We start from the raw sequence: 12,302 nt of genomic DNA, 5'->3' as shown, positions 1-12,302 counted from the left end.
ATCATGCAGCGCGGCACCGACAATCGGGCAGCCTGTGGAAAACCCTCACGCCGGCCGGTCGCCGACGCCGGTTTCGGCGAGGAGATCGGGAAGTCCCAGGTGTTCGTCGAAGGCCGGCCGGGGGCGAGCGCGTGCGATTCCGTCAGGACCACGGCCGCGCGCCGGGAGCGAGGGCGGGCGCGGTCAGCTCGACGCGAACGGCTGGTCCGTGGGCACGATTTCGCGTCCCAGCGGGAACAGCGAGACCGGGATGAGTTTGAAGTTGGCGATTCCGAACGGAATTCCGATGATCGTGATGCACATCGCGATGCCCGTGACGATGTGGGTCAGGGCGAGCCACCAGCCCGCGAGGACCAGCCACAGGACGTTGCCGACGCAGGACGGCGCGCCCGCGTCGTGGCGCTCCACCGTCGTATAGCCGAACGGCCACAGGGCGTAGACGCCGATACGGAAAGCGGCGATGCCGAACGGAATGCCGATGATCGTGATGCACAGGATGACGCCCGCGGCCAGATACCCGAGGAACAGCCAAAAGCCGCTCAGGATGAGCCAAATGACGTTCAGAATTGTCTTCACTGGTGACGACCTGCCATCTGTTCGAGCCGGGCGATACGCTCCGCCATCGGCGGATGCGTAGAGAACATCTTCGACATTCCCTTTCCCGGGCGGAAGGGATTCGCGATCATCATGTGGCTCGCGGTCTCGATGCGCGGCTCGGGAGGCAACGGGAGCTGCTTGGTCCCGGCGTCGAGCTTGCGCAGCGCGCTCGCGAGGGCGAGGGGGTCGCCGGTGAGCTGGGCGCCGGACGCGTCCGCCTCGTACTCCCTGGAGCGGCTGATGGCGAGCTGGATGACGGAAGCGGCGAGCGGGCCCAAAATCATGATCAGGAGCATTCCCAGAATGCCGGGACCGTCGTCGTCGTTGGAACGGCCGATCGGGATCAGCCAGGCGAAGTTGACCAGGAACATGATCACGGAGGCGAGGGCGCCGGCCACGGACGAGATCAGGATGTCGCGGTTGTAGACGTGACTCAGCTCGTGGCCGATGACACCGCGCAACTCGCGCTCGTCCAGGATGCGCAGAATCCCCTCGGTGCAGCACACGGCCGCGTTGCGCGGGTTGCGGCCCGTCGCGAAGGCGTTCGGAGCTTCCGTCGGCGAGATGTACAGGCGCGGCATGGGCTGGCGTGCCTGGGTGGAGAGCTCACGGACCATGCGGTACAGGGCCGGGGCCTCGAACTCGCTCACCGGGCGGGCGCGCATCGCGCGTAGAGCCAGTTTGTCGCTGTTCCAGTACGCGTACGCGTTCGTCCCGAGCGCGACGAACAGAGCGACGATCAGGCCGGTGCGCCCGAAGAAGCTGCCGATGAGGATGATGAGTGCGGACAGTCCCCCGAGGAGTACGGCTGTCCTGAGCCCGTTGTGCCGGCGGTGCACGGTACGCCCTCCAAGTGGTGCGGCAGGGGAACCCTTTGCCTACTGATGCTCTGCTTCCACTCTTCAGTGGACCCTCCCGTACTGGTCAACGCCAGACGGAGAGCACTAGTTCCCTTGTGCGCGCTGCCCGGCGCGTGGGCCGTCCGGGTGATTCGAACAGCGGTTCACGCGCGCGGCTGCCCCGTCCGCGGGGCGGGAAGACAGGTCGCCGGTTCAGAAGAGGCCGGTCTGCGAGAAGCGCAGGATCAGCTGGGGCGCACCGGACAGGACGATGCCCAGGACGGCCGTCAGGACGATGGCCGCGGTGAGCGGAACGGGGGCGCGGTGCGTGCCCGGCTCGCCCTCGGGTGCCCGGAAGAGCAGCGTCGTCCACTGGAGGTAGTAGAAGAGCGCGATCACCACGTTGACGGCCATGACCACGGCCAGCCAGCCGAGCCCGGCGCCGACGGCCGCCGAGAAGACGGTCACCTTGGCGAAGAGCCCGATGATGCCCGGCGGCAGTCCGGCGAGGCAGAGCAGGAAGAAGCCGAGGACCAGCGCGGAGAGGGGACTCTCGGCGTACAGGCCCCGGTAGTCGCTGATGCGGTTCAGGGGGCTTCTGCGGGCCACCAGGGCGGCCACCGCGAAGGCGCCGAGGTTCACCGCGGCGTACATGAGGGCGTAGGCGACCGTCGAGCCGATCGCCTTCTCGGGGTCCTTGGAGTAGGCGGCGGCCGCGATCGGGACCAGGAGGTAGCCGGCCTGTCCGACGGACGACCAGGCGAGCAGGCGTACCGCGCTGGAGGCGCGCGTCGCCCGCTGCCGCAGGGCGCCGACGTTGCCGACCGTCATGGTGAGGGCCGCCAGCACCGCCAGCGCCGGGCCCCAGACGTCCGCGTACGAGGGGAAGGCGATGACGGTGACGAGGATCAGCCCGGAGAAGCCGACCGCCTTGCCGATGACCGACAGGTAGGCGGCGATCGGCAGGGGCGCTCCCACGTACGTGTCGGGCACCCAGAAGTGGAAGGGCACGGCGGCCGTCTTGAAGGCGAAGCCGACGAGGGTGAGGACGACGCCCGCCTGGGCGAGGGTCTGGAACTGCCCGTCGACGTGCTGGATCCGGTCCGCGATCCGGGTGAGGTAGAGGGTGCCGGTCGTCGCGTAGACGAAGCTGACGCCCATCAGGCTCACCGCGGTCGCGGTCACGGACGACAGGAAGAACTTGAGGGCCGCTTCGGAGGACTTCTTGTCGCCGCGCTTGATGCCGACGAGGGCGAAGGCGGGCAGCGAGGCGACTTCCAGGGCGACGATGAGGGTCGCGAGGTCGCGGGAGGCGGGCAGCAGGGCGGCTCCGGCGGCCGAGGAGAGCAGCAGGAACCAGTACTCCCCTTCGGGGAGTTCCTTGTTCGCGTCCTTCAGCGCGGTGACCGAGAGCAGGGCGACGAGGAGCGCGCCGCCGAGCACCAGGAGCTGGATGGCCAGGGTGAAGGGGTCCGCCACGTAGCTGCAGGTGTCCGTGTCGCCCGTCAGGCAGAACGTCGCCCGGTCGCCGTTCCGCAGGGGCAGCAGCAACAGCGCGGACGCGGCGAGGCCCGCCACGGACAGCCGGCCGAGTACGGCCTTCCTCGCGTCGCCGACGAAGAGGTCGGCGACGAGTACGACGAGTCCGACGACCGCCGCGAGGGTGGGCGGCGCGATGGCGAGCCAGTCGACGGACTGGACCTGGGAACTCATCGGGTGCCTCCTGCGAGGAGCTGCTGTACGGCCGGGTCGGTCAGCCCGAGGAGGGCCCGGGGCCACAGTCCGGCGACGACGGTGAGGGCGACGAGTGGCGTCCAGGCGGCGAACTCGTAGTTCTGGACGTCGGCGAGCGTCGGCGTCTCCTGCGATGTCCCGCCCATGCAGACCCGGCGGACCACGATGAGCATGTACGCGGCGGTGAGCAGGGTGCCGAGCGCGGCGATCGCCATGAAGGTGAGATACGCGGGGCGGCTGAGTCCGGCCGCGGGCTCGAACGCGCCGAACAGCGCGAGCATCTCGCCCCAGAATCCGGCGAGGCCCGGCAGGCCGAGCGAGGCGACGGCGGCGAAGGCCAGCAGGCCGCCGAGGCGGGGGGCCTTGCCGTACAGGGCGGCGCCCGTCCCCTCGGCGAGGGCGTCGAGGTCGGTGGTGCCCGTGCGGTCCTTCAGCGCTCCGACGAGGAAGAACAGGAGGCCGGTGATGAGGCCGTGGGCGATGTTGGCGAACAGCGCGCCGTTCACGCCGGTCGGGGTCATCGTCGAGATGCCGAGCAGGACGAAGCCCATGTGACCGACGGAGGAGTAGGCGATGAGCCGCTTGAGGTCGCCCTTCGCGCCCTGCTTGGCGAGAGCCAGACAGGCCAGGGAGCCGTAGATGATCCCGACCACCGCGAAGGCGGCGAGGTAGGGGGCGAAGGTGCGGAAGCCGTCCGGGGTGATGGGCAGCAGGATCCGGACGAACCCGTACGTTCCCATCTTCAGCATCACACCGGCGAGCAGGACCGAGCCGACGGTCGGGGCGGCCGTGTGGGCGTCCGGCAACCAGCTGTGCAGCGGCCACATCGGCGTCTTGACCGCGAGCCCGATCCCGATCGACAGAGCGGCGATGACCTGCACGGACATGGTCAGCGACCGGCCGTTGTCGGTGGCGAGTGCCACCATGTCGAATGTGCCCGCCTTGATTCCGATCAGGAGCAGGCCCAGCAGCATGACGACCGAACCGAGCAGGGTGAAGAGGATGAACTTCCAGGCCGCGGCCTGGCGCTGGGCACCTCCCCACCGGGCGATGAGGAAGTACATCGGGATGAGGACCGTCTCGAACGCGAGGAAGAACAGCAGCAGATCGAGGACGGCGAAGGTCGCGAGGGTGCCGGACTCGAGGACCAGCAGCAGCGCGACGAACGCCTTCGGGGTCGGGCCCGCGGGCATCTTGAAGTAGGAGTACAGCGCGCACAGGAAGGTCAGGAGCGCGGTCAGGACCAGGAGGGGGAGGGAAATGCCGTCGATGCCGAGGTGGATCCGCACGTCGAGTGCGGGGATCCAGCTGATGTCCGTCGTGGCCTGCATCTTCGACGGATGGTCGTGGTCGAAGCCGAACGCGAGGACGATCGCGGCGATGAGCACCACGCCGGTGACGGTCACTCCGTGCCGCAGCACCGCCTGTTCGGGCGACTTCCCCTTCAGTCCGGGCGGAGCCGGCAGAAGGGCCGCGGCGGCCCCGATGAGCGGACCGACGACGATCAACGCGAGAAGAATCTGCATCACGGACTCACTGATATGGATCACGCCTGCTCACGCTCCCGTGGCGACGAGGAGGGCGGCGACCACCAGGACGACGGTGCCGGCGAGCAGCGCGCTCACATAGGTCTGCACATTGCCGGTCTGCGCCCGCCGTACGGCGATGCCGAGCCAGCGGGGTAGGGCGCCCGCGCCGCGTACGTAGGTGTCGACGACCTCGCGGTCGAGGAAGCGGACGAGCGAGGCTCCGGCCTGGACCGGGCGGACGAACAGCGCGTGGTACACGGCGTCGAGGTGGAAGCCGACGACCGCGTGCCGGTGCAGCGGTCCGAGCAGCAGCCGGCCCGGATCCGCCGGGTCGGGGGCGCTCGCGACGTCTCCGTACGCGGATGCGTGGGTGGCGATGGCCTCGGCCTCCACGTGTCCGGCGTCGGCGTCCGGGTGGGCCGCGACCGCGCCCAGGGGGACGCGAACCGCCAGGGCCGTGGTGTGCCGCCAGGCTCCGTAGGTGACGATCCCGCCGACCAGGGCGAGTCCCGTGCCGAGCATGGAGGTGGTGAGGACCGGTGTCAGGTCGTGGCCGTCGAACCAGTCGGGCAGCGGGCCGATCGCCAGGCCGAAGGCGAACGACGGGAGGGCGAGCACCCACAGCACGGCCGTCATGGTGAGCGGTTGCCTGCCGTGGTCCGGTGCCTCGGCTCCGCGTCCGCGGAAGGCCAGCAGCCACAGCCGGGTGGCGTACGCGGCGGTGAGGACCGCGGTGACCAGACCGGTGATCAGGACGATCCAGCCCGCGGGGCCGGGGGCCTGCTCGGTGTGACCGGTGGCGACGTGCTCGGCGGCTCCGAGGACGGCCTCCTTGGAGAAGAAGCCGCTGAAGGGCGGGATCGCGGCGAGCGCGAGCAGCGCCACGGTCATCGTCCAGAAGGCGTCGGGGACGCGGGCGCGCAGGTCCTTCATACGGGACATGACGGCCAGCGAGTTGGTGCCGGAGGCGTGGATGATCACGCCGGCGGCGAGGAACAGCAGCGCCTTGAAGGCGCCGTGCGCGAGGAGGTGGAAGACGGCGGCACCGCGGTCGCCGACGGCGAGGGCGCCGGCCATGTAGCCGAGCTGGCCGATCGTCGAGTAGGCGAGGACCCGTTTGATGTCGTCCTGGGCGAGCGCGGCGAGTCCCGAACCGACCATGGTGACACCGGCCATGACGGCGAGGACGACCATCGCGGCAGAGGAGGCCTGGAACACGGGGAGGAGCCGGGCGACGAAGTAGATGCCGGCGGCGACCATCGTCGCGGCGTGGATCAGCGCGGACACGGGTGTGGGACCGGCCATCGCGTCGGGCAGCCAGGTGTGCAGCGGGAACAGCGCCGACTTGCCCGCCACGCCCGCGAGGAGCAGCAGGGCGACCAGCGTCGGATGGTGCAGTCCGCCGCTCGCCACGGTGCCGAGGACCTTGGTGATCCGGAAGGAGCCGGCGTCGGTGGCGAGCGCGAACAGGCCGATGAGGAAGGGGACGTCGCCGAGTTTGGTGACCAGGAAGGCCTTGAGGGAGGCGGCGCGCGCTTCGGGCGTCTCCCAGTAGTGGCCGACGAGGAAGTACGAGCAGATGCCCATGATCTCCCAGCCGACCAGGAGCACCATCAGGTCACCCGAGTAGACGACGAGCAGCATCGCGGAGGTGAACAGGGAGACGAGGGCGGCGTACGAGGGGTAGCGCGGGTCCTCGCGCAGGTAGCCCGTCGAGTAGATCTGCACGCAGGTGGCGACGACCCCGACGAGTACGGCGACGAGAGCGGCGAAGCCGTCGATGTGCAGGCTCAGTTCGATGGGGACCGAGCCGGTCGGGGTGAGTTCGGTGTGGGAGTCGACGGCCTGGCCGCCGCCCTGGCGCACGGCGACCAGCACGGCGAGGACGAGCGCCGCGAGGGGCGGCAGTACGGCGAGCGGGCGGACGAAGCCCGGAGAGGTGCGGCCGAGGAGGAGTCCGGCGGCCGCGCCCAGGAAGGGAAGGAGGGGGACGAGGACGGCGAGGGTGGTCGTGGTCACGCGGTGGCCTCAGCCTTCTCGGCCGCGGGGGCGTCGGGGTTGTCGCTGTCCGGAGCATCTCTGTCCGGGCCGTCACTGTCCGGGTCGTCGGGGCCGTGGCCCTCGGCGGTGTCGCGGAGCTTGTCGATGTCCGAGGTGCCGCGGTTGCGGTACACGGCGAGGACGATCGCGAGGCCGATGCCGATCTCGGCGGCGGCGATGGCGATGGTGAACAGGGTCAGTGCCTGGCCCGAGTGCAGCGTGTCGCGGGCGGCCTTGGACAGCCAGACGTCGAAGGCGACGAGGTTCAGGTTGACGGCGTTGAGCATCAGCTCGACCGACATGAGGACCAGGATGGCGTTGCGGCGCGCGAGCACTCCGTAGAGGCCTGTGCAGAACAGGAGGGCGGCGAGCACGGCCGGGTAGGCGAGGTGCATCAACGGACCCCTTCCGTGTCCTGCGGTTCGTCCGTGGCCCGCTTGCCGCCGCGGCTGCCGGGAAGGTGCGGGTTGGTCGTCGCGGGGGTGTCCTCCGTCGCCTTGCGGGAGAGGACGATCGCGCCGACGAGTGCGGCCAGGAGAAGGACGGAGAGCGCTTCGAAGGGGAGGACCCAGTTCTGGAAGAGGCTCGCTCCCGTCACCTCGGTGGAGCCGGCGGCGGCGCCGCTCAGGTCGACCCACGTCGTGCGGAAGGCGTCCACGACGACCCAGACCAGGGCGCCGGCCGAGGCGACGGCCACGGTCAGGGCGGCCCAGCGGTTGCCGGAGTCGGCGTCCGGGGAGCGGCCGATCGGGGCCCTGGTGAGCATCAGGCCGAACAGGAGGAGGACGACGACGGAACCGACGTAGATGAGGACCTGCACCCAGGCGATGAACTCGGCCGTCAGCAGCAGGTATTCGACGGCCAGACCGCCGAGTGCCACCACCAGCCACAGGGCCGCGTGCACCAGCTGTTTGGTGGTGACGGTCACGAGCGCGGCGCCGAAGGTGACCAGGCCGACGAGGAGGAAGGCGATCTCCACGCCGGTCGGGGAGAGGAAGCCGGGGTGTTCGGCGGCGACGTCGGTCGTCACCCGGGCCGCCGTCGCCGCGGTCGTGGCTGCTGCGAAGGTCATGCCTGTCCCTCCTGCGGACCGGAAGGCGGGGTGCCCGGAGGCTCCGACTGCCCGGCGGGGTCAGTCTGTGCTACCTCGTCAGGCTGTTCGGGCTGCTCTGCCCGTGCGGCCTGTTCCGCCTGCGCTGCCGCCTGTTCGGCCGCGAGCTTGTCGGCGGTCTTGCGGGCGGCGGCGATCTCCTTCGGTTCCTCGGCGCCGGGGTCGAGGGCCGGTGGAGCCGGGACGGTCCACATCCACTCGCGGAGCTTGTCGCGTTCGTGGGTGAGTTCGTGGATGTCGGTCTCCGCGTACTCGAACTCCGGGGACCAGAACAGCGCGTCGAAGGGGCAGACCTCGATGCAGATACCGCAGTACATGCAGAGGGAGAAGTCGATGGCGAAGCGGTCGAGGACGTTGCGGCTGCGCTCGCGGCCACCCGGGGCGGCGGGTGGGACCGTTTCCTTGTGGGAGTCGATGTAGATGCACCAGTCCGGGCACTCGCGGGCGCACAGCATGCAGACCGTGCAGTTCTCCTCGAAGAGGCCGATGACGCCACGGGTTCGGGGCGGCAGTTCGGGCTGGACGTCCGGGTACTGCGCGGTGACGGTCTTCTTCGTCATCGTGCGGAGGGTGACGGCCAGGCCCTTGACGAGTCCGGAGCCGGGAATGCGGGGACGGGCGGGCGGGAGGGGCTCAGCCATGGTTACGCGATCACCACCTTGACGATGCCGGTGAGGGCGATCTGGGCGAGGGACAGGGGGACGAGAAGGGTCCAGGAGAGTTTCTGGAGCTGGTCCTCGCGCAGGCGGGGGTAGGTGACCCGGAGCCAGATGACGACGAAGGCGAGGATCGCCGCCTTCAGGAGCGTCCAGACCCAGCCGAGGCCGTCCGCGCCCCAGGGTCCGTGCCAGCCGCCCAGGAAGAGCACGGTGGTCAGGCCGCACAGGACAACGATTCCGGCGTACTCGGCGAGCAGGAACAGGGCGAAGCGCAGCCCCGTGTACTCGGTGTACGCGCCGAAAATGATCTCGGAGTCGGCCACGGGCATGTCGAAAGGGGGCCGTTGGAGTTCGGCGAGGCCGGCGACGAAGAACACGATCGCGCCGACGATCTGCCAGGGCAGCCACCACCACTGGAAGGCGTCCACGATGCCGGGGAGCGAGACCGTGCCCGCCGCCATCGCGACCGAGGCGGCGGTCAGGAGCATCGGGAGCTCGTACGCGAGGAGCTGGGCGGCGGTGCGGAGGCCGCCGAGGAGGGAGAACTTGTTGGCCGACGCCCAGCCCGCCATGAGCGAACCCAGGACGCCCACGCCCATGACGGCGAGGACGAAGAAGATGCCCGCGTCGACGACCTCGCCGACCGCGCCCTCGCCCGGGCCGATGGGGACGGCCAGGAGGACCAGGAGATACGGGAGGAGGGCCACCGCGGGGGCCATCTGGAAGATACGGCGGTCCGCGCCCGTGGGGACGATGTCTTCCTTCTGGGCGAACTTGACTCCGTCCGCGACGAGTTGGGCCCAGCCGTGGAAGCCGCCCGCGTACATCGGGCCGAGGCGGCCCTGCATGTGGGCCATCACCTTGTGCTCGGTCTGGCCGACGATCAGGGGGAACGTCAGGAACACGACGAAGACGACGAGGAGGCGTAGGGCGACGTCGAGAGCGTCGTTCACTGCGTACCTCCGGAGGGGCCTTCAGGGCTGGGTGCGGGCTTCGACGGTTTCGAGGGTTCCGCGGACTTCGCGGACTCCGACGGCTCCGACGGTTTCGAGCCCGGAGCGGGTGTCGACTCCGAATCGGGAGCATCCCGCCCGGAATCCACCTCGGGCGTGGCCTCAGGCTCAGGCTGGGCTCGTGGCTGAGGCTCGGACGCCGACTCGGGCATGGGCGTGCGCTGGGCCTGCGGCTCAGGCTCGGACACCGGGCCCGCTCCCGGTTCCGGCGTCGGCGTCGGCGTCGGCGTCGGCGTCGGCGTCGGCGTCGGCGTCGGCGTCGGCTCAGACTTCGGGGTCCGTTCCGGCTTCGCGGCTCGTTCCGGCTTCGGTTCCGAGTCGTCGAACGCGGGCTTCGGCTGGTGCCACGGAGCGTCGGAGCTGCGCGGTGCGGCAGGCCTTCTGACGGCCTTCGTGTCCGAGTCGGGCTCGGCTGCCCGCGAAGCGCTCGCCGGAACGGCCGACTCGGGGGGTGCTGTCGAGTCGGAGGGCGCTGCCCGTTCGGCGGGTGCCGCCGACTCGGAGGGCGCCGCCGGTTCCGTCGCGGCCGTCGGCTCGTTCGCGGCCGGTGGTTGGGTGACGGCCGTCGGCTCGTTCGCGGTCGGCGGTTGCGGGGCGGGCGTCCGGGCCGGAGGTGTCGTCTGCTGGGCCTGTTGGCTGGCGGAACCCTGGCTCGCGCTGCGCGACCGGCGTGCGGGCCGCGCGGCTTCGGCACCGGAGGCGGCGGCACCGGCTGCTGCTCCGGCGGCGGCCGCGGGCGCCGTCCCGGTCGCCCCGGCAGACGCCGTGCTGTCCGTGGCGGCCGGTGTGCCGGGTGCGGCCGGGGTCTGGCTGGCCGAACCCTCTCCCGCCGTACGGGCCCTGCGCACCGGGCGGTCGCCGGCGGGGCGGGCCGCGCCACGGGCCGGACGGGACGGCGCCGGGGGGAGCTGGCCCTTGAGGGGGCCCCACTCGTTGGGGTCGGGGACTCCGGGCGGAAGCATCTGGCGGCGCTTCGGGCCGCCGTGCTCGGACTCGCCGGGCTCCTTGGCGCCGGGCCAGGCCTTGGCGACCCGGGCCGCCAGGACGAAGTCCTTGCGGAGGGGGTGGCCTTCGAAGCCGTCGGGCAGAAGCAGCGGGTCGAGACCGGGGTGGCCCTCGAACGTCACCCCGAACATCTCGTGGGTCTCGCGCTCGTGCCAGGCGGCGCCCGCGTAGACCGAGACCGCCGACGGGAGGACCGGGGCCGCGTGCGGGACGGTCGTACGGACGAGGAGGCGGCGTACCGGGGACAGGGCCGCGACGTGGGCCGAGACGCGGAAGCCCGTGCCCGGTTCGTCGACGGCGCTCAGCCAGTCGAAGTAGGTGCAGCCCAGCGCGTCACGAGCCGTGCTCAGGGCCTCGATCCAGGACGCGGGGGGCACGTCGACCGTCAGGACCTCGTACGACTCCTCGGCCGTGGCGTCGGGGCCGAAGAGTTCCTCAGCGGGGCCGGGGAGCCAGCCGACGGTCATCGGTCCTCCTCACCGGGGGCGGCCGGATCCGCCTCGGCGGCGCTCGTCGCCGAAGGGACCGGCGGTTTCACCAGGCCGCTCTGGAGTGCGGCGGCCGACGGTCGCGGCGCGTCGGACCCGTAGCGCTCCCCCAGCGACTCCCGGGCGATCTTCTCCTGGAGCTTGAGGATGCCCTGGAGCAGCGCCTCGGGACGGGGCGGGCACCCGGGGACGTAGACGTCGACGGGGATGATCTGGTCGACGCCCTTGGTGACGGAGTAGGAGTCCCAGTAGGGGCCGCCGCAGTTGGAGCAGGCGCCGAAGGAGATGACGTACTTCGGCTCGGGCATCTGCTCGTAGAGGCGCTTGACGGCGGGCGCCATCTTGTCCGTGACCGTGCCCGACACCACCATCAGGTCGGCCTGGCGGGGACCCGGCGCGAACGGGATCACGCCGAGGCGGATGAAGTCGTGGCGGGCCATCGACGCGGCGATGAACTCGATCGCGCAGCAGGCGAGGCCGAAGTTGAAGACCCAGAGCGAGTAGCGGCGGCCCCAGTTCAGGATCACCTTCATGGGCTCCGGGGCGAGGCGGGCGAGCGCGCCGAGCCGCTTCGGCTCGGGCAGCGGCACCGGCGCCGACTGTTCCGGGGCGGCAGGGGTCACGTCCATGTCAGGACGCCCTTCTTGTATGCGTACAGCAGGCCCACGGCCAGGAAGCCGAGGAAGATGAACATCTCGACGAGCGTGGCGGCGCCGTAGCCGGGAGCGGCGAAGACCGTGGCCCAGGGGAAGAGGAAGATCGAGTCGACGGCGAAGATGACGTAGAGGAAGGCGTACACGTAATAGCGGACCTGGGTGTGGGCCCAGCCCTCGCCCACGGGGTCGACGCCGCATTCGTACGTCATGAGTTTCTCGGGGGTGGGGACCACGGGCCGCAGCAGGCGGCCTGCCCCGAAGGCGACGGCGACGAACAGCACGCCGACGACGGCGAGCAGCCCCACGACCGAGTAGGACTGGAAGTAGTCCGCCGCGACGACGGCCCCGGTCGCCGTGACAACGGTCGGTTCCGGCACGTCAGCCCCTCACTCCCTGACCTCGTGGCGCCCCGTCGTGCACCGTCGCGCACTCTGTGATGCGCCATGTTCGACGATCTGTACGGACGGGAGTCTAGGGCCTGCTAAAGAGAGCGTAAGCAGCCCGTCACACCTCGACCATCCCCCGACCACCGGGGACACGTTCACGTCTCACGGTGTGAACGCGTCCCGGAAGCACCTCACCGTCCCGTCCGGTCACACCCGTGAGGGTGGGGGACGTGGCGTCCGCCGGG

General features: G+C 70.6%; 12 protein-coding genes. All 12 read right to left on the bottom strand.

Annotated features, from left to right (window positions below; all coding sequences use genetic code 11):
* Positions 1–183 precede the first annotated feature (183 nt).
* Complete coding sequence (locus ACFYW7_RS30760) at positions 184–576, bottom strand: YccF domain-containing protein (protein WP_389508331.1); 393 nt, start codon at positions 574–576, stop codon at positions 184–186.
* On the bottom strand, positions 573–1,436 hold the full coding sequence (htpX, locus tag ACFYW7_RS30755) for a zinc metalloprotease HtpX (RefSeq protein ID WP_389508328.1): 864 nt from the start codon (positions 1,434–1,436) through the stop codon (positions 573–575). The genes ACFYW7_RS30760 and htpX overlap by 4 nt, the downstream gene beginning before the upstream one ends.
* Positions 1,437–1,649: 213 nt before the next feature.
* Positions 1,650–3,149: an NADH-quinone oxidoreductase subunit N gene (locus ACFYW7_RS30750; RefSeq protein WP_389508326.1), complete on the bottom strand. Its 1,500-nt coding sequence runs from the start codon at positions 3,147–3,149 to the stop codon at positions 1,650–1,652.
* Positions 3,146–4,720, bottom strand: coding sequence for a NuoM family protein (locus tag ACFYW7_RS30745; RefSeq protein WP_389508323.1), 1,575 nt, complete (start codon positions 4,718–4,720; stop codon positions 3,146–3,148). Before ACFYW7_RS30745 ends, ACFYW7_RS30750 begins: the two co-directional genes overlap by 4 nt.
* Before the next feature lie 6 nt (positions 4,721–4,726).
* Positions 4,727–6,718 (bottom strand): NADH-quinone oxidoreductase subunit L, encoded by a 1,992-nt coding sequence (locus ACFYW7_RS30740; RefSeq protein ID WP_389508321.1) that lies wholly within the window; start codon positions 6,716–6,718, stop codon positions 4,727–4,729.
* Entirely contained in the window at positions 6,715–7,134 is a 420-nt protein-coding gene (gene nuoK, locus ACFYW7_RS30735; RefSeq protein WP_389508319.1) for an NADH-quinone oxidoreductase subunit NuoK, read from the bottom strand. The genes ACFYW7_RS30740 and nuoK overlap by 4 nt, the downstream gene beginning before the upstream one ends.
* Positions 7,134–7,811 carry an NADH-quinone oxidoreductase subunit J gene (locus ACFYW7_RS30730; protein ID WP_389508317.1) on the bottom strand — a complete coding sequence of 226 codons (678 nt, stop codon included), beginning with the start codon at positions 7,809–7,811 and terminating at the stop codon, positions 7,134–7,136. Before ACFYW7_RS30730 ends, nuoK begins: the two co-directional genes overlap by 1 nt.
* On the bottom strand, positions 7,808–8,491 hold the full coding sequence (locus ACFYW7_RS30725) for a NuoI/complex I 23 kDa subunit family protein (protein ID WP_389508315.1): 684 nt from the start codon (positions 8,489–8,491) through the stop codon (positions 7,808–7,810). The genes ACFYW7_RS30730 and ACFYW7_RS30725 overlap by 4 nt, the downstream gene beginning before the upstream one ends.
* A 2-nt stretch (positions 8,492–8,493) precedes the next feature.
* Entirely contained in the window at positions 8,494–9,462 is a 969-nt protein-coding gene (locus ACFYW7_RS30720; protein WP_389508313.1) for an NADH-quinone oxidoreductase subunit H, read from the bottom strand.
* Positions 9,459–10,994, bottom strand: a complete 1,536-nt coding sequence (locus ACFYW7_RS30715) for an NADH-quinone oxidoreductase subunit C (protein ID WP_389508311.1) — start codon at positions 10,992–10,994, stop codon at positions 9,459–9,461. The genes ACFYW7_RS30720 and ACFYW7_RS30715 overlap by 4 nt, the downstream gene beginning before the upstream one ends.
* Entirely contained in the window at positions 10,991–11,644 is a 654-nt protein-coding gene (locus ACFYW7_RS30710; protein ID WP_389508309.1) for an NADH-quinone oxidoreductase subunit B, read from the bottom strand. The genes ACFYW7_RS30715 and ACFYW7_RS30710 overlap by 4 nt, the downstream gene beginning before the upstream one ends.
* Positions 11,635–12,048: an NADH-quinone oxidoreductase subunit A gene (locus tag ACFYW7_RS30705; RefSeq protein WP_389508307.1), complete on the bottom strand. Its 414-nt coding sequence runs from the start codon at positions 12,046–12,048 to the stop codon at positions 11,635–11,637. The genes ACFYW7_RS30710 and ACFYW7_RS30705 overlap by 10 nt, the downstream gene beginning before the upstream one ends.
* Between the last annotated feature and the right edge of the window lie 254 nt (positions 12,049–12,302).

This window comes from Streptomyces sp. NPDC002580 (genome assembly GCF_042889485.1).
GTDB lineage: Bacteria > Actinomycetota > Actinomycetes > Streptomycetales > Streptomycetaceae > Streptomyces.
Note: the sequence above shows the minus strand (reverse complement) of the source record. Positions and strands in the feature narration are given on the sequence as shown.